This window comes from Streptomyces sp. SID13726, assembly GCF_010548375.1.
Lineage (GTDB): Bacteria > Actinomycetota > Actinomycetes > Streptomycetales > Streptomycetaceae > Streptomyces.
Window position 1 is genome coordinate 251,843 of record NZ_JAAGLY010000011.1, and the last position, 22,382, is coordinate 274,224.

Annotated in this window: 15 protein-coding genes and 1 pseudogene; 7 read left to right on the plus strand and 9 right to left on the minus strand. The window is 71.2% G+C overall.

What is annotated here, in order from left to right; translation table 11 throughout:
* The first annotated feature begins 230 nt into the window (after positions 1-230).
* Positions 231-1,214 carry an aldo/keto reductase gene (locus tag G3I78_RS28040; RefSeq protein WP_164429419.1) on the plus strand — a complete coding sequence of 328 codons (984 nt, stop codon included), beginning with the start codon at positions 231-233 and terminating at the stop codon, positions 1,212-1,214.
* Here the strand turns inward: G3I78_RS28040 and G3I78_RS28045 are convergent.
* Positions 1,204-1,590, minus strand: coding sequence for a VOC family protein (locus tag G3I78_RS28045; RefSeq protein WP_164429421.1), 387 nt, complete (start codon positions 1,588-1,590; stop codon positions 1,204-1,206). The genes G3I78_RS28040 and G3I78_RS28045 overlap by 11 nt on opposite strands.
* 225 nt (positions 1,591-1,815) lie before the next feature.
* On the opposite strand from G3I78_RS28045, the gene G3I78_RS28050 reads away from it, so the two are divergent.
* Positions 1,816-3,183, plus strand: a complete 1,368-nt coding sequence (locus tag G3I78_RS28050) for a glutamate decarboxylase (protein WP_164429422.1) — start codon at positions 1,816-1,818, stop codon at positions 3,181-3,183.
* Between the two features lie 246 nt (positions 3,184-3,429).
* A complete protein-coding gene (locus G3I78_RS28055; RefSeq protein WP_164429424.1) occupies positions 3,430-5,415 on the plus strand; it encodes a glycoside hydrolase family 97 protein in 1,986 nt (661 codons plus the stop codon).
* Between the two features lie 6 nt (positions 5,416-5,421).
* Here the strand turns inward: G3I78_RS28055 and G3I78_RS28060 are convergent, their stop codons facing one another.
* The 5 genes from G3I78_RS28060 to G3I78_RS28080 all read right to left on the minus strand — a co-directional run bounded on the left by G3I78_RS28060 (position 5,422) and on the right by G3I78_RS28080 (position 12,443).
* Complete coding sequence (locus tag G3I78_RS28060) at positions 5,422-6,213, minus strand: alpha/beta hydrolase (RefSeq protein WP_164429426.1); 792 nt, start codon at positions 6,211-6,213, stop codon at positions 5,422-5,424.
* Between the two features lie 119 nt (positions 6,214-6,332).
* Positions 6,333-9,245: a Tat pathway signal sequence domain protein gene (locus G3I78_RS28065; protein ID WP_164429428.1), complete on the minus strand. Its 2,913-nt coding sequence runs from the start codon at positions 9,243-9,245 to the stop codon at positions 6,333-6,335.
* A 9-nt stretch (positions 9,246-9,254) separates the two neighbouring features.
* On the minus strand, positions 9,255-10,154 hold the full coding sequence (locus G3I78_RS28070) for a carbohydrate ABC transporter permease (RefSeq protein ID WP_203615594.1): 900 nt from the start codon (positions 10,152-10,154) through the stop codon (positions 9,255-9,257).
* Complete coding sequence (locus tag G3I78_RS28075; RefSeq protein WP_164429430.1) at positions 10,151-11,104, minus strand: sugar ABC transporter permease; 954 nt, start codon at positions 11,102-11,104, stop codon at positions 10,151-10,153. The genes G3I78_RS28070 and G3I78_RS28075 overlap by 4 nt, the downstream gene beginning before the upstream one ends.
* 13 nt (positions 11,105-11,117) lie before the next feature.
* Entirely contained in the window at positions 11,118-12,443 is a 1,326-nt protein-coding gene (locus G3I78_RS28080; protein ID WP_164429432.1) for a sugar ABC transporter substrate-binding protein, read from the minus strand.
* Between the two features lie 359 nt (positions 12,444-12,802).
* On the opposite strand from G3I78_RS28080, the gene G3I78_RS28085 reads away from it, so the two are divergent.
* On the plus strand, positions 12,803-13,810 hold the full coding sequence (locus G3I78_RS28085) for a hydroxyacid dehydrogenase (protein ID WP_164429434.1): 1,008 nt from the start codon (positions 12,803-12,805) through the stop codon (positions 13,808-13,810).
* 133 nt (positions 13,811-13,943) lie between these two features.
* Here the strand turns inward: G3I78_RS28085 and G3I78_RS28090 are convergent, their stop codons facing one another.
* Positions 13,944-15,143 (minus strand): class I SAM-dependent methyltransferase, encoded by a 1,200-nt coding sequence (locus G3I78_RS28090; RefSeq protein ID WP_164429436.1) that lies wholly within the window; start codon positions 15,141-15,143, stop codon positions 13,944-13,946.
* 490 nt (positions 15,144-15,633) lie between these two features.
* Between G3I78_RS28090 and G3I78_RS52195 the strand changes: the two are divergent.
* A pseudogene (locus G3I78_RS52195) lies at positions 15,634-16,045 on the plus strand (hypothetical protein); the annotation flags it as partial.
* Between the two features lie 44 nt (positions 16,046-16,089).
* Here the strand turns inward: G3I78_RS52195 and G3I78_RS28095 are convergent.
* Positions 16,090-16,716, minus strand: coding sequence for a hypothetical protein (locus tag G3I78_RS28095; protein ID WP_164429438.1), 627 nt, complete (start codon positions 16,714-16,716; stop codon positions 16,090-16,092).
* A 132-nt stretch (positions 16,717-16,848) separates the two neighbouring features.
* Positions 16,849-19,047, minus strand: a complete 2,199-nt coding sequence (locus tag G3I78_RS28100; RefSeq protein ID WP_164429440.1) for an alpha-galactosidase — start codon at positions 19,045-19,047, stop codon at positions 16,849-16,851.
* A gap of 211 nt (positions 19,048-19,258) precedes the next feature.
* Here G3I78_RS28100 and G3I78_RS28105 point away from each other — a divergent pair, with 211 nt between their 5' ends.
* Positions 19,259-20,278, plus strand: coding sequence for a LacI family DNA-binding transcriptional regulator (locus G3I78_RS28105; RefSeq protein ID WP_343243871.1), 1,020 nt, complete (start codon positions 19,259-19,261; stop codon positions 20,276-20,278).
* A 156-nt stretch (positions 20,279-20,434) separates the two neighbouring features.
* Positions 20,435-22,357: a beta-L-arabinofuranosidase domain-containing protein gene (locus G3I78_RS28110; protein ID WP_164429505.1), complete on the plus strand. Its 1,923-nt coding sequence runs from the start codon at positions 20,435-20,437 to the stop codon at positions 22,355-22,357.
* Positions 22,358-22,382: the final 25 nt, after the last annotated feature.

The following is a 22,382-nucleotide window of genomic DNA, read 5'->3' on the forward strand; positions in this document are numbered from 1 at the left end:
ACGGGTGTCGAGCCCTCGGCGCGGCACCCGGGAGATCGCCGCGCCACCCGTACGTGTTCGCCATGCGCCGAGAGCAGCGGGACCGGACCCCAACTCCCGCCCCGCATAAGGCCGTCGCGTACCCGAGGTCCCGCCGTGGCCACAGTGGGCCGTCCGGAAAACCGCTTGGGTGCGGGGCCCGGTCACGGCAGGATGATCGCGCGATGTCGGCCGGACGAGGGGAACGGTGGATGAGGCGGAACCAGCTGGGGACGACCGGGGTGCAGGTCACGGAACTGGGGTTCGGCGGTGGGCCGTTGGGCGGCCTCTACGCGCCCTTGGACGACGAGACCGCCGCGGGTGCCCTGGAGGCGGCCTGGGACAGCGGGATCCGGTACTTCGACACCTCGCCGCACTACGGCATCGGCCACTCCGAACGCCGTGTCGGCGCCCTGCTCCAGGACCGGCCGCGCGAGGAGTTCACGCTGTCCACGAAGGTCGGCCGGCTGCTGGTCCCGCAGGACCCCGAGGGCCGCATGGACGAGAGCTTCGCGGTGCCCGCCACCCACCGCAGGGTGTGGGACTTCACGCGGGACGGCGTGCGGCGCAGCGTCGAGGACTCGCTGGAGCGGATGGGCGTGGACCGGGTCGACGTGCTGTTCCTGCACGACGCGGAGGGCCGTTTCGAGGACGCGCTGCGCGAGGGTTTCCCGGCCCTGGCCGAACTGCGCGCGCAGGGCCTGGTGGGCGCGATCGGCGCGGGGATGTACCACCCGGGCAAGCTGACCCGGCTGGTCAAGGAGACGGACGTGGACGTCGTGATGCTGTCCGGCCGTTACACGCTGCTGGACCAGAGCGCCCTCGACGAGTTCCTGCCCGCCTGCACGGACCGCGGGGTCTCGGTGCTCGCCGCGTCCGTCTTCAACTCCGGTCTGCTCGCCACGGCCCGCCCCGCCGAGGGCGCCACCTTCGACTACCTGCCCGCGGCACCGGAGTTGGTGCGCCGCGCCCACCGTGTCGCCAACGTCTGCGAGGCGTACGGCGTCACGCTCCCGGAGCTCGCGATGGCGTTCCCGCTGCGCCACCCGGCGGTCGCGGGCATCGTCGTCGGCATGCGCACCGCGGACGAAGTGCGCCGCAACACGGCGGTGTTCGGCACGGACATCCCGGACCAGGTCTGGGACACCCTGCGCGAGGAGGGCCTGCTGGACGAGCGGGCGCCCGTCAGCCGCTGAGCATCAGACAGAACTCGTTGCCCTCGGGATCGGCCAGCAGGACATGCCCGGGGTGACGGGCCAGGACCGTCGCGCCGAGCGCGGTCAGACGCCGGATCTCCGCCTCGGGGTCCGCGGCGGTCAGGTCCAGGTGCACGCGGTTCTTCACGGTCTTGGCCTCCGGCACGAGTTGGAAGAACAGCCGGGGCCCGCCGCCGTCCGGCACAACGAGCACGGTCGGGTCGTCCTCGGTGTCGGTGATGCCGAGGGCGCGCAGCCGGGCCAGTTCCTCGTCGTCGTAGGGCGCGACGGCGTGGCCGTCCAGGACGGCGGCCCAGAAGCGGGCCGTGGCAGCGGGACGGGCACAGTCGAAGACCAGGTCGTGGAGTCGCGCCATCCCCCCATGCTGCCCGCCCCGCGCAGGGCGGTCACCCTGTTTTCGGCGCGGGCGGACGGAAACCGTGCGCCAAAAGTGGCGTCCAGTATGCACAAGGGAAAATCCGGTTCATCAGTCCGCAAATCGATCACTGGATCGGTGTAATCGGCACAGAAGTCGGGGCGCTCGGCGATCTAGCGTCGAAGCACACGGGGCCGCCCTGACCAGAAAGGCATCGAGTCACTCATGCCCAGCACGAACACCGACGTCATGCCCGCCACCGAGTTCGACACCCCGACCATGTCGCCCGGCACCGGGCACTCGCCCGCCGACGCCCTCCTGCTGCCGGTCGACGAACTGCCCGAGTCCATGTCGCCGCCCGATCTGGTCGGCCGCCGGGTCCGGGACGAGCTGATGCTCGACGGCAACGCCCGGCTCAACCTCGCCACCTTCGTGACCACCTGGATGGAGCCGCAGGCAAGGGAGTTGATGGCGGAGACGGCGGAGAAGAACCTCGCGGACCGCGCGGAGTACCCGCAGATCACCGCGATGGAGGAGCGCTGCGTCCGGATGCTCGCCCGGCTCTGGCACGCCCCGCGCCCGGAGCAGGTCCGCGGCTGCTCCACCACCGGCTCCAGCGAGGCCGCCATGCTCGGCGGGCTCGCCCTCAAGCGCCGCTGGCAGGACCGCCGCCGCGCACAGGGCAAGGACGTCTCCCGCCCGAACCTCGTGATGGGCGCGAACGTCCAGGTGTGCTGGAAGAAGTTCGCCAACTACTTCGAGGTGGAGCCGCGTTACGTCCCGATGGAGCCGGGCCGCTACCACCTCACGCCCGACACCCTCACCGCCTACTGCGACGACAACACCATCGGTGTGGTCACCGTGCTCGGCTCCACGTTCGACGGCTCCTACGAGCCCGTGGCGGACATCTGCCTGGCCCTGGACGGCTACCAGGCCGCCACCGGCACCGACATCCCCGTGCACGTCGACGGCGCGTCCGGCGCGATGGTGGCGCCGTTCCTCGACCCGGGCCTGATGTGGGACTTCCAGCTGGAGCGGGTCGCCTCCATCAACACCTCGGGCCACAAGTACGGGCACGTCTTCCCCGGTCTCGGCTGGGCCCTGTGGCGGGACGCCGAGGCCCTCCCCGACGACCTGGTCTTCGAGGTCGACTACCTCGGCGGCAGCTCCCCCAGCTTCACCCTCAACTTCTCCCGCCCGGGCGCCCATGTCGTCGCGCAGTACTACAGCTTCCTGCGGTACGGCTTCGAGGGGCTGCGCAACCTGGCGGCCCAGAACCGTACGACGGCCCGTGCGCTCGCGGGCCGGATCCGGGCCATCGGCCCCTACGAGCTGGTCACGGACGGCTCCGAACTCCCCGCCTTCGCCTTCCGGCTGACGCCCGGCGCGCCAGGCTTCACCGTGTTCGACGTCTCCCAGGCCATGCGGGGCCGCGGCTGGCACCTGCCCGCCTACACCTTCCCCGCCCCCTGCGACGACGTCTCCGTGCTGCGCCTGGTCGTCCGCACCGGGTTCACCGCGGAACTCGCCGGCATGTTCATCGCCGACCTGACCGAGGTCACCCGGCAGCTCCACACCGACTGGGCGCGCTAGCCGCTCCGGTCCCCCGAGCGAGGGCCGGGACGGCTCCCCGGCCCTCAGCCGCCCTGGGCACCGCACCCGCCCTGGCACCACACCCGCCACACCAGGGGCCCTCTCCCCGAGTCCCCCGGGTCTTGACCCGGCTTCCGTCGGCGCGTACAACATTCCCCAGCAGAAAACGTTTACTCCCTACGCCGCCCCTCACTCGGATCGAGCCGCGCCCCGCCGCGGCCCTCAACGGAGAGGTCCCCCGCCACGATGAGAAGTCCAGAGGTCCGGGAAGAGCCCACGCCGGACGGAAGCGGCGCCCCGGGTACGCCCGCGCGCCGGGTGCTCCTCAAGGGCACGGCCGCCACCGTCGGCCTGCCCGCGACGGGACTCGGCGCCGCAGGCCAGGCCCACGCGGCCGGCGACCGGACCGCGCCGAGACGCCCGGTCCGCGCGACCGCGCGCATGGGCGGCAACACCGTCACGCTGTCGGTGGTGGACGGAGCCCTGCGCTGGTCCGTCCACCATCGCGGCAGGACCGTGGTCGACACCTCCGTCCTGGGCCTCGGACTGGCCGACGGAACCGTCCTGGGCGCCGACGTGACGGTCACCCGGAGCCGGTCCAGGACCACCCGCTCCACCTGGAACCCGGTGTACGGGCGCGCCGCCACCGTCACCGACCACTACCAGGAGCAGCGCTGGGACCTGCGGGACAAGGCATCGGGGACGCGCTTCGGCGTCGAGGTCCGCGCGTACAGGACGGGAGTGGCGCTGCGTTACGTCCTGCACGGCCCGGGCTCCGTCACCGTCGCCGACGAACTGACCACGTTCGCCTTCCCGGACGGCACCACCGTCTACAGCGCCCGCGACGAGGACGCCTACCTCCCCGTGGCGCCGGGCTCCATACCGGTCAGCGGCACCGCCACCACGGACAACGGCCCCCTGACCGACCTGCCGCTGACCGCCGACCTCACGGAAGGTCTCCTCGCCTGTGTCTGCGAGTCCGCGCGGCTGAACTTCCCGCGTCTGATGCTCCGTTCGGCCGACGGGCAGCCCGGCGCCCTGTCCGCCTACCTGATGGAACACACCGCCCGCGGCACCGGCCCGGTCGAGACGACCAGCACGGTCACGGCGCCGTTCACCACACCGTGGCGCGCGGTGGTCATCGGCTCCACCCACGCCGAACTCGTCGACCACGCCGACCTGGTGCTCAACCTGGCCCCGCCCAACGCCCTGGCCGACACCTCGTGGATCAGGCCGGGCAAGGTCTTCCGCTGCGAACTCACCACGGCCGCGGGTCTCGCGGGCGTCGACTTCGCCGTGGACCGGGGCCTGGAGTACATCGAGTACGACGCCGGCTGGTACGGCCCCGAGTTCACCACCCCGGACGCGACCACCCCGATCGCCGCGATCGACCTGCCGTCGGTCATCGCGTACGCCACGAGCAAGGGCGTCGGCGTCTTCCTCTACGTCAACCGGCTCGCGCTGACCGACGCGGACTCCCTCTTCGGCCTCTACAAGAGCTGGGGCGTGCGGGGCGTCAAGCTCGGCTTCATCAACGACGGCACCCAGTCGATGACGAACCAGATCACCGACTGGGCGAGGACCGCCGCCGAGTACGAGCTGCTGATCGACATGCACGACGACGTCCGGCCGTTCGGCCACGAGCGCGCCTACCCGAACTGGATCAGCCTGGAGGGCGTCCGCGGCAACGAGCAGTTCCCGACGGCCACGCACAACGTGACGCTGCCGTTCGCCCGCAACATCGGCGGCCCGATCGACTACACCATCTGCTACGGCCAGTCGCGCGACAGGACGACCAACGCCCACCAGATGGCGATGGCCGCGGTGTACTACCAGCCCCTCAACTTCCTCTTCTGGTACGACAAGCCGTCCAAGTACGCCAACCCCGCGAACTGGCCGGGCCTGCCCTGGTTCAACGCCGTCCCCACGACCTGGGACGAGAGCCGGACGCTGGCCGGGGCGATCGGCGAGTACGTGGCGGTCGCCCGGCGCGACGGCGACACCTGGTACCTCGGCGCCATGACGAACGAGTCGTCCCGGACGCTCTCGCTGCCCCTGTCGTTCCTGGGCCGCGGCACCTGGACGGCGACCGTCTACGGCGACGGCACCCCGGGCGCGAACCCGTACCAGACCCCGGTCGTGGTCGGCACCCGGACGGTCACCGCGCGGACCACTCTGGACGCGGCCATGGCCCCGGCGGGCGGCCAGGCGGTGATCCTCAGGCCGAGCTGACCGACGTCAGCCGTCGACCGCCCAGCCGGCCAAGGTCCGGACGGTGCGGTCGACATGCTCCTCGTGCAGATAGTGCCCGGAGTCCCGCCAGTGCTCCACGCGGGACCCGGGCACGTGCAGCGTGCCGCGCTCCCACGCGGCCGCCTCCGCCGAGGTCCACACGGTGAGCGCCGGCCGGGTGCGCAGCCGCAGGTACGCCTCGCTGTGCGGGCGCACGCCGACCGCGCCGGGGTCGGTGTACATGCCGGCGTACGCCTGGGCGACGACGTGGTCGGGGGTGCCGAGCATGGTGCGGACGTGGGCCGTGCGCAGTCCCGCCGGGGCGTCCGGGGCGAACGCGCCGGCCACGAACTCGGCGGCCTCGCGGGCTCCGCGCTCCCGGTACGCGGCGAGCCGGTCCGGAATCCCGTCGACCTCGGCGCCGTGGGCCCCGTGCGCGGGATCGAGGGCCACCACCGAGCGGACGCGGCCGGGATGTCGTACGGCCAACAGGTTCACCACCTGCCCGCCCATGGAGTGCCCGACGGCGGTCACCGGCCCGGTGCCCAGCTCTTCGACGAGCGCGGCGAGGTCGTCGGCCATGGCCACGGGCGTGTTGCCCTCGTCCGGTACCGGCGAGCGGCCGTGCCCGCGCAGGTCGGGGACGACGACCCGGAACCGTCCGGCCAGGGCCTCCGCGTGCGGCGACCACTCCCTGCCGTCCCCGCCCCACCCGTGCACCAGCAGCAGGGCCGGGGCACCGGTGGGGCCGAGTGCGGTGTGGAACAACGGGATGCCGTGCGGGTACGGCTCGTTCATGGGCGTCCTTGTCACTCGTCGTCACTCGTCGGTGAGCGTGGAGGCGATTTTCCGGCATGCCAGGGGCCGGTGCGGTCCCTCGGGGAGCCGCACCGGCCCTGGTCGTGGTCAGGTCGTGGTCAGCCCCGGTACAGCACCAGGGTGCTGAGCGGGCCCAGCCTGGGCCGTTGTCCCGCGCCGATGTTCTTGCCGGTGGCGAGGTCGCGGGCCGGGCCGAAGTCCTGGCGGGCGGGCAGGGTGACCGTCTTGTCGGTGCTGGTGTTCATGGCGATCAGGTAGTCGCCGTACTCGCACAGATAGAAGGGCGCGCGGCCCACGAGCATGGTCTCGACGCCGTCGAAGTGGACGCCGAGGGTGGGGTCGGGGATGTCCGCGGGGACGGGGGCGAGGTGGTAGACGTCCCCTTCGAGGGCCTGGTGGAGGGGGTCGCCGGGGGGCGGGAAGCCGCCGGGCGGGATGTGGGAGGCGCCGGGGTCGTTGATGGCGTAGTCCCACAGGACCCAGTCGCGCGCGGTGAAGGTCTCGTTGGTGGTGCCGGCGGAGCGCTCGCGGACGGTCGCCGAGCGCTGGTCGACGGGGGTGACGTGGTGGACGCGGGCGTAGTTGTTCACGCCCTGGCGCGAGCGGAAGTACAGGGAGGCGAAGAGGAGTTCCTTCCCGTTCTTGATCGCGACACAGCCGTTCTGCTCGTCGGTGACGACGAAGTCGGGCCGGTCCCAGTCGGTGGGGATACGGCCGGGGCGGGCGGGCAGGGCCTGGAACTCGGGGTAGTCCCGGGAGAGGAACCGCAGGGCGTTGAGGCCGACGCGGGTCCAGGTGTGGGTGGCCTGGAGGTGGAGCTGGGGGTAGAGCTGGCCGTCGGCGACCATCTCCTGGGTCCAGCCGACGATGTCGGGGTCCTTGAACACGGCCGCCGACATCACGGGGTTGGAGTCCCAGGCGGTGCGCGAGGCGTACGCGGTCTCGCCGGGGTAGACCTCGTTGCGCCAGCCGATGACGGTCTCGATGCGGGAGATCCGGTGGTGGTCCTTGTCGACGTCGACGACCCGGAAGCTGCCGCGTGCCTTGGTCATCCTGACCATGTGGTCGCGGAGTTCGGGCGCCTCCTGGCCCTGGTGGCCGCGGGTGACGGACTCGTACATCATGACGAGCCAGTCGATGACCTCGCCGTAGCTGCCGACATAGCCGAGTTCGCGGGTCAGGCCGGTCCGGGTCACCTGGTAGTAGCTGTCGCCGAGGGGTTTGGTCGGGTTGCCGTCGGCGTCCTCGGGGCCGAGGTAGGGGACCGTGCCGATCGACTGGTAGAGGTAGTCGCGGGCCCTGGCCTCGGGCAGGGCCTGGTCGGGGGCAAGCAGGCGGAGGCCGCGGTTGGTCTGGTAGAGGCCGATGGCGCAGATCTGGGCCTGGTTGCTGTAGTGCGGGAAGTGCCGGCGCCAGTAGTCGCGGCTGGACTTGAGCATGTCGACGTAGGCGTCCCTGCGGACCGGCGGCACGGGGGTGGTGGTGTCGGCGGGGACGACGAGGGTGACGTCGTCGAACCAGGCGGTGCCGGGGCCGGACAGCCGCAGGTGCATCTCCATCTGGGTCGCGCCGGCCGGGGTGTCGAAGACGAACTGGACGTACTCCCAGTCGTGGGTGCCCTTGCTCGCGTACACCTTGTGGTCGCTGCCGACGAGCTTGCCGTTCGCGTCGTAGAACAGCGGGTCGATGTGCGCGCCGAGGCCGGTGACGCCGTCGGTCCTGATCCAGGCGCCGTAGGTGTAGGTGCCGGTGCCGACCTTCACCCTGACGGTGGAGTTGACGTAGCTGTAGCCGTTCGCGGTCCCGGCCTGGAGCCTGAGCGAGGCCGTGCCCGAGCGGTGGACGGTGGTGTCACGGGCCCAGGTGCCGCCGCCGGCGGTGGCCCAGCCGGGCATCTGCCAGGCGGTCGGGGTGTCGGCGCCGGTCTCGAAACCCGGGTTCGTGAGGGTGTACGGCGATCCGGTGACCTGGATGTCGAGCCGGTCCCCCAGGTGTTCCCAGAGCAGGGCCAGCACCAGGCCGACCCGGCCGAAGCCCTGCCACTGCTGGTCGGAGCCGGTCATGACGGTGGCGTCGGACTTCCAGGCCATGTAGCGGCCGTCGATGGCCTGGAGGACCCGGTCGACGGCGGCGTCCTGCTGATACGCGGGGCTGCCGGACCACAGATAGCCCTCGGCCAGCGACTGCATGGCCCAGCCGTCGAGGGTGGCCGGGTTCGCGTTGGTGAGGAGGTCGTTCTGGTCCTTCAGCACCCGGGCCCTGATGGCGTCGACGACCTCCTCGCCGCCGGTGCGGGCGGTCGCCGTGGGCGCGGTGCCCTGGACCTCGCCCTTGGGCGGCACGAAGTACGGGCTGGTGTGGGTGTAGAGGCGGTAGATGCCGCGCGAGGGCGTGGTCATCTTGTAGTAGAGCTGGTCCGCGTTCTGGCCGTAGGACCAGATGCGGCCCATCGCGCGGATCTCCAGGGTCACCTTCCTCCTGCCGGCGGTCATCCTCTCCGGCAGCGGCAGGGTGTGGAAGAAGAAGCGGCCCGGGGTGCGCGGCGCGGTGTCGAGGATGTCGAGACTGTCGACGGCGCCCTGGTCCTCGTAGCCGACCTGCTTGCCCTCGCAGAAGAGCTGGAGGCGCCACATGTTGGTGCCCGAGGCTGCCTCGTCGGAGGTGTCGTCGTGGTCGTCGCCCCAGAGCCGGACGGTGACGTAGGTGGTGCCGGTCGGGCAGACGGCGACCTCGAACTTCAGCGTGCCGCCCCAATAGGTGGCGGGTTCGGTGGGGTTGAGGACGCGGGCGCTCTGGCCGAGGCCGCCGGTGACCGTGTCGGAGAGGGTCGGGGTGAGGTGGTGGGCGGTCTCGGAGGCGGGGTCGCCGAAGACAACGATGTCCAGCGGGGCGGGCACGTGTCTTCCGGGAGCGGCTGCCGCCACGGGGGCCGAGGGCAGTCCGACGGCGACGGCGGCACCAGCGGCCCCGGCGTACTTCAACAGCTCACGACGTCTTGGGGAGTTGGGCATGGCGTTCCTTTACTTGAGGCTGCCCATGAGGATTCCGCTGCGCCAGTACCTCTGGAGCGCGAACATGAACACGGCGAGCGGGACGATCGACAGCAGGGATCCGGTGAGGACGAGGGTGTTCATGTCCCGGGAGGTCTGCGCCTGTTGGACCCAGGAGAAGAGGCCCAGGGTCACGGGGAAGGAGCGCTCGCCGTTGAGCATGAACAGGGGGAGGAAGAAGTTGTTCCAGATGTTGACGAAGTCGAGCATGAAGATGGTGATGCCGCCGGTGCGCATCAGGCGGAGCGCGATCGAGGCGAAGATGCGCAGTTCGTTCGCGCCGTCGATGCGGGCCGCCTCCATCAGCTCGGTGGGCATCGAGGTGTCGGCGTAGACCTTGCCGAGGTAGACCCCGAACGGGTTGATGAAGTACGGGATCAGCACCGCCCAGACGGTGTTGGTGAGGCCGATCTCCGCGAAGACGAGGTAGAGCGGGAACGCCAGCAGGGTACTGGGCAGCAGCGAGGCGCCGACGATCATCCCGAACAGGGCGCCGCGGCCCCGGAAGGCGAACTTCGACAGCCCGTATCCGGCGGCGAGCGAGATCAGGGTCGAACCGGCCGCGCCGACCGTGGAGTAGAGGACGGAGTTGAGGATCCAGCGGCCGAAGACCCCGTCGTGGTAGTCCCAGACGGCGTGGAAGTTGTCGGCGAGGTGGTTCGAGGAGAACCACAGGCCGAAGGTGGAGTACAGGTCGGTCTGGCTCTTGGTGGACGACACCAGCAGGAACCAGGTGGGCGCCAGGGAGTAGAGCAGGAAGACGGTCAACAGGCCGGTGGTGAGGGCCACCGCGCGGCGGGTGGGGCGGGCGCCGCCCCCGGAGGCGGCGGTGGCCTTGGTCGGCCGGACGGCCGTGGCGGCGCTGCTCATGACATCTTCCTGTTCGTGACGCGGTAGAAGACGAAGGCGAGGATGCCGGTGACGGCGGCCAGGACCAGCGACTCGGCCGCCGCGTACTGGTAGTCGCCGGTCTTGAATGCCCGGTCGAAGATCTCCAGCATCGGGGTGAAGTCGGTGCTGATGGACTCCGGCGCCACATAGCGCAGGAACAGCGGCTCGGTGAACAGCTGGAGCCGCCCGATCAGGGAGAACATGCCGGTCAGCACCAGGATCCCGGTGATGTTGGGGATCTTGACCGACCAGGCGATCCGCCACTCCTTCGCGCCGTCGAGGCGGGCGGCCTCGTACAGCTCGCGCGGGAGTGCCTGGAGCGAGGCGGAGATCAGGATCATGTTGAAGCCGATGCCCTGCCAGGTGAGCAGATTGCCCAGCGAGACATAGGTGTTGAGGCCGCCGAAGAAGTCGAAGTGCAGGCCCGCGCTGTCGGCCATGTCGAGGATGGGGCTGGCGGTCGGGCTGTAGAGGAACAGCCAGATCAGGGTGGAGACGACGCCGGGGATGACGTACGGGATGAGCAGTCCGGCGCGGAAGAAGCGGACCGCGCGGGCGGCGATGCCGTCGAGGAGCAGGGCCAGCAACAGGGAGATGCCCAGCATGACGGTGATCTGCGCGCCGCCGAACAGCAGGGTGCGCAGCATGCCGGCCCAGAAGGTGCCGTCGGAGAGGATCGCGGCGAAGTGGGAGAAGCCGGTGTAGACGGTCTTCGTCGGGCCGAAGCCGATGCCGCTGCTCTTCTTCTCGTGCAGGCTCTGGCTGAAGGCGTAGGCGATCGGGATGACGTAGGTGAGGACGAAGCCGAGCAGGAAGGGCAGCAGGAACAGCAGGCCCTTGTAGGCGCCCCGGTTCCCGGCCCGGCGCGGGGAGGGCCGCCGGGCCGGGGAGTCGGGGACGGTCTTCGGCGGTCGTGTGAGGGTGGACAAGGCAGTCTCCCGATCAGCCGGCCGCGACGGCCTTGACGCCCTTGTTCTTCAGGTCGGCGAGCACCCACTCCTGAAGACCGGTGAGCATCGCCTTGACGGTGAGCTCCTTCTTCATGACCTTGCCCCACTGCTTCTGCATCTCGGAGTACATGGCCGCGTAGTCGGGCCCGTACTGCCACTGGTCGCCGACCCGGGAGGCGGCCGTGGTGATCACCTTCGCGCTGTCGGACCTGCCGTTGAACATGTCCGTCGGGATGATCTTGTCGACGTACGGCGAGACGTCCTTGACCGCAGGGAAGAGACCCGACTTGGAGGCGGGGTCGGTGAGCGCGGTCAGCGACTCCTTGCTGCTGGACAGCCAGGCCGCGAACTGGGCTGCCCGGTCGGGGTACTTGCAGCCCTTGAGGACGGCGGTGACGTCGAAGTTGCTGGAGGTCCGCGGGTCGGTGGTGTCGAAGACCGGCGCGTCGGCGAGCTGCCACTTGCCCTTGGACTTGGGGAAGTTGGTGTCGTAGATCGGCAACTGCCAGGTGGACGTGGTCATCAGGACGGTCCTGCCGAGGTCCCAGGTCTTGAAGACGCCCGGGTCGGCGTAGGAGGCGTTGGAGGCGAGGTCGTTGTCGACGAGCTGCTGGACGATCTCGCCCGCCTTGAGCGCCTCGGGCGAGGTGAAGCCGATCTTCCAGTGGTCGCCGTCGATCCCGTACCACTGCGCGCCGGCCTGCCAGGACAGGTCGACCAGGGTGCTCGGGTCCTCGCCCGCCATGTTGAAGATCTTGACGTTCTTGTCCTTCTTCCGCACGGCCTTGCCCGCGGCGATGAGGTCGTCCCAGGTGGTGGGCGCCTCGACGCCGTACTTCTGGAAGAGGTCCGCCCGGTAGGCGGTGAACAGCGGGGAGGAGCCGGTGGGGATGCCGTAGGTGGCGCCGCCGGGGCTCACGGCGTTCCAGGCGGGCGTGGTGTAGCGGGACTTGTACGGGGCGGCGATCCCGGTGATGTCGGTGAGCAGTCCGTCGGCGGCGAAGTTCGCCAGGTTCATCCCGTCCATCTTGGAGAGACAGGGCGCGTTGCCCGAGGTCACCGCCGCGCGCAGCTTCTGGTAGACGGTGTCGCCCGCGGCGTTGACGAACTTGACCTGGGTGTCGGGGTGCGCCTTGTTCCACACCGCGACCTGCTGCTGGATGCCCTCGGTCCAGCTCCAGAACTCCAGCTGCACCTTGCCCTTGGTGGTCTTGGCCGCCGAGTCGGTCCCGTCGCCGCCACCGCAGGCGCTCAGGACGAGGGAGAGGGAGAGGGCTGCGGCCGCACCGGCCACGGCTCTCGTACGCATGGTGCTCATCGGTCCTCCGGGGAAGGGCGGGGCAGCGCCTGCGGTGGGGAGAAGGGCGCGGGCGGCTGGAGAAGGGCAGCGGGTGCACGGTCACCTGTTGTGTGACCGTGTTGTGTAACCGTTTGCTGTGGGACGGTAGGACTCCTGGGCGGCTTTCCACAAGAGGCAGGGGCTCGCGTGTTTCGTCGGGCTTTCCCGGAAGTAACGAGACACCCACTCCGACCTGGGATTTCCGCGCATGTCTCGATTTGACGGCGCGCGAGGACGACTCCCGGACATCCAGTGCCGAGCATTGACCGACCGGCCGAACTGTCTCTAGCGTGGAATACGTTTACCGAAACCGTCCCCTGAGCCGGAGATCCCTGCCCATGTCGCAGCTGCCCCGTGCCGTGTTCGCCATGAACCCGGTGCACCTTCCCGAGCTCTTCCCGCCCCGGCTCATGGCCCGGCTCGGCTCGCTGGCCCGCACCGATCCGGCGCTGGTCGTGCGGGACTTCGCCGATCCCGCGGCCGCCGGCGCCCTGGCGGAGGCGGAGGTGCTGATCACCGGCTGGGGCTGCCCGCCCGTCGACACGGCCGCGCTGGCCGCCGCACCCCGGCTGCGCGCCCTGCTGCACGCCGGCGGCAGTGTGCGCGGCTGGGTCGGCGACCCGGTCTGGGAGCGCGGGATCGCCGTCTCCAGCGCGGTCGACGCCAACGCCCTGCCGGTCGCGGAGTACACCCTCGCCGCGATCCTGCTGGCCGGGAAGGACACCTTCCGGCTGCGGGAGCGGTTCCGCGCCGAGCACGTCTTCCCGGCGAACGGCGACTACGCGACCGTCGGCAACGTCGGCCGACGTGTCGGGATCATCGGGGCCTCCCGGGTCGGACGCCGTGTCCTGGAACTGCTGCGCCCCTTCGATTTCGAGGTCTCCCTGTACGACCCCTACGTCGACCCCGCCGAGGCCGCCGCGCTGGGTGCCGTGCCCCTGCCGCTGGACGAGCTGCTGCGCACCGCCGACATCGTCAGCCTGCACGCCCCCGACACCCCCGAGACCCACCGCATGCTCGACCGGCGGCGGCTCGCGCTGATCCCCGACGGCGGAGTCCTCGTCAACACCTCACGGGGCGGGCTCGTCGAACCCGGCGCACTCCAGGACGAGTTGGTGAGCGGACGGCTCAGCGCGGTCCTCGACGTCACGGAACCGGAGCCGCTGCCCGCGCAGTCGCCGCTGTACCGGCTCCCCAACGTCTTCCTCACCCCGCACATCGCCGGCTCCCTCGGCAACGAGCTGGAGCGGCTCGGGCGCACGGTCGTCGAGGAACTGGCCCTGCTCGGGGCGGGGTTGCCGCTCGCGCACGGGGTGCGGAGGGGGGACCTGGTCAACAGCGCCTGAACCGCGTGTCCGGTGTCCCGCGGTCGCGCGAAGTCGCCCAAGTGACGTGTCCTGTGGGCGACTTCGCGCGTCCGCGGGACACGTCACTTGGCGGCTCGGACGGCAAGAAGCCGTCGTGTGCCTCAGGTGCCCGTCACTGTGTGGCGGTCAGACGCCACAGGGACGTGGTCTCGGCGCTTCGTGCCGCGTGGAGGGGGTCGGTGGTGTCCCTGGAACGCGGATGCCGGGGCCTGGTGTCGATCCTGTCGACGACCCGGAGGTGCGCCGCCCGGATGGTGTCGAGCAGGTCCCCGCGGGTCCGCAGTCCGAGGTGTTCCGCCAGGTCGGAGAGGATCAGCCAGCCCTCGCCGCCGGGTCGGAGGTGGGCGGACAGTCCGGTGAGGAAGTCGCGGAGCATGGTGCTGTCCGGGTCGTAGACGCCCTGCTCGACGGGGCTGGTCGGACGGGCGGGCAGCCAGGGCGGGTTGCAGACGACGAGGTCGGCCCGGCCGTCGGGGAACAGGCCCGGGCCCGACACCTCGACACGGTCGGCCAGTCGGAGCCGGTGGACGTTCTCCCGCGCGCAGGCCAGGGCGCGGGGGCTGATGTCGGTGGCCACGACACGGTCGAACCCGCGACGGGCCAGGACGGCGGCGAGAACGCCGGTTCCTGTGCCGAGGTCGAATGCGGTGTGGGGAGTGGGAGCGTGCGGGCGCTGGGGTGACAGGGATGGTTGGGGTGGCAGGAACGCCTGGGGCGGCAGGGGTGACAGAGGTAGCAGAGGTGGCATCGGAGTATGCGCGACCAGGTCGACGTACTCGCCTCTGACGGGCGCGAACACGCCGTAGTGCGGGTGGATGCGGGCGCCGAGCGCCGGCACGTCGACCCCCTTCAGGCGCCACTCGTGCGCGCCGATCACGCCCAGCAGCTCCCGGAGTGAGACAGCCGTGGGTTCCGTCGGAGGGCCGTAGGCCTCCCGGCACGCCTGGCGGATGTCGGGGGCTCGGCGCAGGTTCAGGGTGTGGTCGTCGTCCAGCAGTACGAGGAGTTTCCCGAGGACACGGGCGCGGTGGCTGTTCGCGCGCCGGTGCAGGTGGAAGGACTCGTTCGGGGATGTGCCGGAGTTGGACTGCTTGCGGTCGATGCGGCGGCCCATGGCCTGGAGCAGGTGCCGGGCGTTGTGGAAGTCGCCCCGCCAGAGCAGGGCGGTTCCTTCGCAGGCGTGGCGGTAGGCGTCGTCGGCCTTCGTCCGGTCGTCGGCGACGACCGTGCGGCGGGGAAAGGGGGCCGCGCTCTCGGAATGCCAGCGGGCAGAGCGGTGGGTGTGGTCTTCGGTCCAGTGGATGGTGGACACCACGTACTCCTCGTGGTCGAACGTGCGGGGGCACGAAGAGCACTTCGACGAGGAGCAGGCCGAACCCACGCCGGTCCGTCGGACGGGCGTGTGCGCAGGGGCAGTTGGCTGTTACCGCTCTCGCGTCGAAGTGCGAGAGCGGACGTCCCAGACAACCATGCCGAGCATCGGGATCAGCCCTTTCGGAGGAGTGGGGGCAGGTTCGCACAGGTGCGACCGGGGCGCCAAAACACCGGCTCCGCGGGGTTCTTCGTCGGCCGGCCGAGGTGGGGCTTTCGGTCGGCGTACGGTCCGGCGCTCAGCTTGTCTCTTAGCTTCTGAGGCTATTGCGTTGACTGCTCAGGAGCAGCCATGTCCTCCAGTCGGCCGATGTTGCCGCTGAGGGGTGAGCCGATGTGCTCGCCCGTGACGAGATCCCACGCCCGAACAGTCCCCTCGTCCATGGTGCTGATCCTCCGACGGCGGCGCGGGCCGGACACCTGGGCGGCACATCAGGCCTTCGACTGGGACAGCACCGGCTCTGACACAGCTTCCTGTCCTGGAGCTCGCCGACGCGCTGCTGTGCGCGGACGGGCCGGTGACCTCGCCGGTGGACCTGACGCTGAAGGCCGAGCACCCGCGCGGGCGCGGCGGGATGTACGAGGCGCTGGACCACGGGAGTGTGGACGTGCCCCGATGCGCCGACCAGCGCGGACCGCCTGTTCCGCGACTTCTACGGCCGCAGCGGACGCTCCTCGGACCAGTTCGTCCCCGGCCGGCCGTACCCCTTCGTCGCCGCACTCGAATCGGGCCGCACCTCCTGGTGCCGGGTCCTGGACGGCGTCGGCGAGGTCACCGCGGCGCAGCTCCGCCGGGTGGTCGCGGACCTGATCGAGAGGGGCCGCCGTCACGTCGGTGACCGTGGCGCCGCAGCCCCCGCCGGAGCTGCATCGCGGGGCCGGATGGATCACTTGGACCCGTCGCGCAGGAGAAGCATCTCGCCGCCCGCGTTCAGGGCTCCGTCGACAAAGGCCGGCAGCTTGGTGGCGAGGAGCCACTCGACTTCCTCGGCGTCATCGTCGTCACCGTTGGGGAGCAGCTCGTAGTCGTCGTGGATCCGGTCGGTGTCGAATCGGGCGAGTTCGGCGCGGATACGGTCCAGGTCGGCCTTCGACGCGAGCATGGGAAAGGGCCAGGGGTCCGCGTCGGGCGCCGTGTCACGCCACGGAAATGCCCAGCACCGCCCCCACAGGTCGGCGAGTGCTGTCAGCTGCCAGGCGCGGAACGCCTCGTCGAGCCGGTGCCATCCGCGTCCCGGCAGGGTCAACGCGCCCAGCGGGGTGCCGAGGGCGGGGCCGAGGAGTTCCAGCAGCCAGGTGTACCCGCCGGGACGGGACGGGTCGAGGCGTCCGGTGACGATCTCCCGTAGCGCGTGCTCCACCTCGGTTGTCTCCGTGGCCCGCATCAGCTTGTGGGCTTTGGCGAGTTCTCCGATCCTGCCGAGGGCGGTACGGACGAGCGTGTCGTCGGAGCCGACGATCCCGGCGAAGACATCCGCGTTGATCGCGTACGCCGACAGGTACTGCTCCGCCATCTCGCCATCTCTTTCTGGTGGGATCCACCGGGCCCCGCGACCGCTGCCCACGACCGGCACTGCAAAAGGCTCCACCGCTCCAGGGCATCAGTGGAACTACGGAGGAACCTGCCTCCGTGGTGGCCGGCCACGTCAGCCCTCTCCAGCGGCGCCCGCAAAAGCCACCAGCACTCCCGTCGCGCAGGACAGGCCCACGCGAAGGACCCGTGCCCGGTCGTCCCAGTCGAGCGACGGTCCGGTGCCTGTGGCGAACAGCGTCCTCGGTCCCCGGCCCTCCGGTATCCAGGGCAGCGGCACTGTCACCTCGTCCGGCGCCCCCTCGCGGCGGCACAGAGCCAGGAGGGTCGAGTCGTCTGCCAGGGTCAGCGCGAGGGCGGTCCAGCCGTCGCGCCAGCCGGGGAGGCCCAGGGGCCAGTGCGGGTGTGCCGTGGGGAGGAGGTGGCGGTAGGTCCTGTACGTGTCCAACGCCTGTCGTACGACGCCCAGTTGCCCCTCGTCGAGCAGGTCGGGACGGCCGCTGAGGTGGACGCGGCCGAGCAGGGCCGACGTCATGACCGTGCCGAGGTCGGCGTCGGTGTGCTCGGGCAGCGGGTAGGCCCAGATCGCGCCCTGTTCCGGTGTCACGGCCGTCGGTGCGGCGGCGGCGATGGCGGGCAGCAGCCGGAAGTCCTGCTGGTCGGTGACCGAGTGGACGGGCAGCCGGCACAGGGTCGCGTGGTCAGTACGGCTGCCGCCCGCCGCGCAGCTCTCCAGGACCAGGCCGGGATGCCGGTCGAGGACTCCGTCGAGCCAGTCGAGGTAGGCACGGTTGTGGCGGAGCAGACCGTCGCCCGGGCTGGCCGTCCCTTCGCCGTCCGTGCCCGCGCCGATGTCGATGTTGTAGTCGAGCTTCAGATACCCCACCCCGTGGTCACGCACCAGCCGGTCCACGACCACGTCGAGATGGGCCCGCGCCGCCGGGTGCGTCAGATCGAGCTGATGACGGCCCCACTCCACGACCCGTACACCGCCCCGGCGGAAGAACGCCTCCTCTGGGAGCGAGGCGGCGACCGGACTGCGTACACCGACCACCTCCGGTTCCAGCCACAGCCCCGGCACCATGCCCACCTCGCGGACCCGGTCCAGCACTTCCCGCAGTCCCCGGGGGAAGCGGGTCGCCGACTCCTCCCACTCCCCCACCGCGTCCCACCACCCCGGCACCCCACCGGGGCCGACGGTGCCGGGCGGCTCGTTGTCGTACCAGCCGGCGTCGACGCAGAACACCTCGGCGCCCAGCGCGGCGGCGGTGTCGACCAGGGGCAGGAGAGCGTCCGTGCTCGGCTCGCCCATCAGGCTGTTCATGAAGTCGTTGAAGACGACGGGGAGTCGGTCATGGTCGGGGTGGGCGCGGCGGGTGGCACGGCGGTGGTCGGTCATCGCCCGCAGTGCCGCCCCGAAGCCGCCCTCGGGCACCAGGGCCACCGCGACCGGGACCGTGCGGAAGGAGTCGCCGGGGGCGAGACCGCGGCGCCACTGGTGTTCGCGGTCCGTCGGTCCGGACAGGGCCAGGTACACGTCGTCGAAGCGGTCGGCGAGTTCGGCGTGCCAGGAGCCGTTGTGCTCGATCTGCCACAGCAGGGCACGGCCGGTCGCCGTGTCCTCCACGCAGCCCATCGGCAGCTGCTCGGACGTGGACCAGGACCCCGTGCTGGTGACGGCGATCCGGTTCTTGGAGCCGGTCTGCCCGAAGCGGACCATGCCCACGTCGTACAGACCGCGCGCGCCGAGCGTGGCCCGCGACCAGCGGAACTCCCCGCTCCAGGGGTTGGCGGCAAGCCACAGGGACAGCCCGTCCTCCCAGCGGGTCCCTTCGGGGAGCAGGCGGGCGAAGTTGGCCAGGGTGAGGGAGGAGACGTATTCGAGCGTGATCGGGCCGTCCCCGGTGTTCTCGACGCGGACCTCGGTGTGGAGGACGGGGACGCGGTCGCGCAGGGTGTAGGAGACGGTGGCGCGCAGGCCGGTGGCGGTGGTGGTGGCGTCCGACAGGTGAACGAGCAGGGTGCTCGCCCCGCCTTCCCGTCGCTCCTCGTGCCCGGCGTACCGGAGGTCTCGTGCCACGGCTCCGTCCACATGGCGTTTGCCGGACGTGCCCAGCCGACCGCTGCCCGTGGCCTGTATCTCGACGAGCGGCAGCGCTGACCGGGCGAGGCGCGCACAGAGGTCCGGCTCCCGCTCCGGGTCGGGGAGGGCGGACGTCTCTCCCACGGCGAGGAGTCGGGGCGGCTGCGCCGGGTCGTGGGCGATGAGCAGCGACAGCTCGTCGTTGCCCCAGCGCAGGTGGGTGGCGGACATGGCGGCTCCGGGGCGTGAGAGGGCGGGGGGGATACAGCATTCAGTAAACGTTTACTGACTCTCGAGAGCGTACTTTTCGCACCCGTGGACTCACAAGACAGGACCGTGCAGTAACGTCGGAGCCGTGACGGACGAGGAAGCGGGCCCCTCCAGCGCCCCGGAGAAGAAGCGGCCGAAGCGGAAGCGAACTGCCGCCGACAGGCCCAGCACTATCCGGGACGTCGCCGCGAAGGCCGGTGTTTCCGTAGCAACCGTTTCCCGCACGCTGGCAGGCAACTACCCGGTGTCCGCGGAGACCCGGCAGCGGGTCATGGCCGCCGTCGACTCCCTGCACTACGTCGTGAACGTCCACGCCAAGGCGCTCTCCGGGCGGGTGGCCGGACCCGTCGCCCTCGTCCTGCGGGACATCACCGGCCCGTCACTCGCCCATGTCGCCGCGGGAGTCGAGGAGGAGGCGGGCAGCCGGGGCCGGCTCAGCCTGGTCTGCTCGACCAAAGGCGACATCGGCCGGGAGGACGACCTCGTCCAGCTGATGCGGGAACAGCACGCGGCGGCGGTCGTGCTCGTCGGCGGCACCATGACGGACGACGCCTATCACCGCCGTATGGCGGGCTACGCCAAGGCGCTGGACTCCGCCGGCTCCCGGCTGGTGCTGTGCGGCCGGCCGCCGCTGCCGGACGGCGTACCGGCGACGGTCGTCGACTACGACAACCGCGGCGGCGCCTTCCAGGCCACCGCGCACCTGCTGACCGCGGGCCACCGGCACGTCCTGTTCCTCGGCGGCGCCCCGGGCTTCAGCAGCGCGGTCCAGCGTCACCTGGGCTATCAGGACGCCCTGCGCGCCCACGCCGTGCCGTGCACCGCGGAGCTGGACACGACCGGGGACTACACCCGCAAGTCGGGCTATCTGCGCACCCGGGAGGCGCTGCGCGCCAGGGTCGAGTTCACGGCGGTGTTCGCGGGGTCGGACGTGGTCGCGCTGGGGGCGCTGGCCGCCCTCCGCGAGGCCGGGCTGCGCGTCCCGCAGGACGTGTCGGTGGTCGGCTTCGACGACGTGCCGTTCGCGGCCGATCTGACCCCGGCCCTCACCACGGTCCGTGTCCCGTACGAGGAACTGGGGCGCACCGCCGTACGCCTCGCCCTGGAGCGGGAGGTCGGGTTCGGGTCCGACAATCACGTCGTGCTGAGCACCCAGCTGGTGATCCGGGAATCGGTGCGGCCGCTCGGATGAGGGCGGGCGGCTGAGGGCGGGCGGCTGAGGGCGGGCGGGTCCGGCACACGCGGAACCTCTTGCACGAGGGCGCGGGATCGCCGTACCGTGGCAGTAATCGTTTACTACGCCCCGGCACTCCCCTGCCCCGCTCCTCTCTCCCTCCCGGAGGCTCCCCTGTCCACACCATTCACCGGGCCGGTCCGTCCCCGCGCGGACTCCGCCGCAGCGCTCCGGCCCGTCTCCGTCGCCCGTGTCACGGGTGGTTTCTGGGCGGCGCGCCGCAGGACCAACGCCGAAGTGTCCGTCCCGGAGGGCCCACGGCGGCTGGAGGAGGCCGGGAACCTCGCCAATCTGAGGGCGGCCGCGGATGTGGGCGCGGCGCCGGAGTTCTCGGGGGACTTCCAGTTCCAGGACTCCGACGTCCACAAGTGGCTGGAGGCGGCTTCCTGGCAGCTGGCCGACGCTCCCGACCCGGCTCTCGCCGAGGAGGTGGCGCGGATCGTCCGGCTCGTCGCGGCGGCCCAGTTGGAGAACGGCTATCTCCAGACGTACTACCAGCTCGGCGGCGGCAAGCCGTGGACGGAGCTGGGCTGGGGGCACGAGCTGTACTGCGCGGGGCACCTGATCCAGGCCGCGGTGGCCCATCACCGGGCGACCGGCGGCCGTGAACTGCTGGACGTGGCGGTCCGGTTCGCCGATCACATCGAGTCCGTCTTCGGGCCCGGCAAGCAGGTCGACGCGGTGTGCGGGCACCCCGAGGTGGAGACGGCGCTCGTCGAGCTGTACCGCACCACCGACGACCGGCGTCATCTGGAGCTGGCCCGCTATTTCGTGGAGCGGCGCGGGCACGGTCTGCTGGCCTCGGGCGCCGACCGCGGCCACGACCGGGACCCCGGGCCGGAGTACTGGCAGGACCACACCCCGGTGCGGGAAGCCCAGGAGGTGACCGGGCACGCCGTACGCCAGCTCTACCTCCTCGCGGGAGCCGCCGACCTGGCGACCGAGACCGGGGACGCGGAGCTGCGCCAGGCGCTGGAGCGGCTGTGGGCGGACGCGGTCGCCACGAAGACGTACGTCACCGGCGGGATGGGCTCGCGCCACGACTGGGAGGCCTTCGGGGACTCCTACGAGCTGCCGTCCGACCGGGCGTACACCGAGACGTGCGCCGCCATCGCCTCGGTCCACTTCAGCTGGCGGATGGCGCTGCTCACCGGCGAGACCCGCTACTCGGACCTCGTCGAACGCACCCTGTTCAACGGCTTCCTCGGTGGCGTGGGGCTCGACGGGCGCACCTGGCTGTACGTCAATCCGCTGCAACGGCGCGCCCACGCGCACGAGCGCCCCGGCGACCAGACCTCGCGGCGCACGCCCTGGTTCCGCTGTGCCTGCTGCCCGCCCAACGCGATGCGGCTGCTGGCCGCCCTGCCGCACTTCTTCGCGAGCGCCGACGACGGCGGACTGCAACTCCACCAGTACGCGACCGGCCAGTACGCGGGCGGCGGTCTCACGGTCCGGGTGGCCACGGAGTACCCGTGGCACGGCACGGTGACCGTCACCGTCGAGGAGGCTTCCGGCCAGGAGCGCGTCCTGTCGCTCCGGGTGCCGGCGTGGTGCGAGCAGTTCCGGCTGAGCGTGAACGGCCTGCCCGCCGCGGAGCTGCCGGAGCACGGCTGGCTGCGTGTCCGCCGGATCTTCCGGCCCGGCGACACCGTGCGGCTCGAACTCGCCCTGCCCGTGCGCCGGACCCACCCGCACCCGTATGTCGACGCGGTGCGCGGATGCGTGGCACTGGAGCGCGGGCCGCTGGTGTACTGCCTGGAGGGGGCCGACAACGGCGGCGATCTCGACGGTGTCGTACTGGACGCCTCCGCGGCGCCCGAGGTGCGCGAACGCCCCGATCTCCTCGGCGGTGTCACGACCGTGGTCGTACCGGGCCGGCGTCTCGTGACGGACGACGGCGGGTGGTGGCCCTATCGGACGGGCTCGGCGCCTGCCCGGCGCGTGGACCTGCCCGTCGAGCTGACCGCGGTGCCCTACTACGCCTGGGCGAACCGTGATGCCGGCGCCATGCGCGTGTGGATACCGCGGCAGCACTGACGCCGATCACCGTCACCCGCCGCCC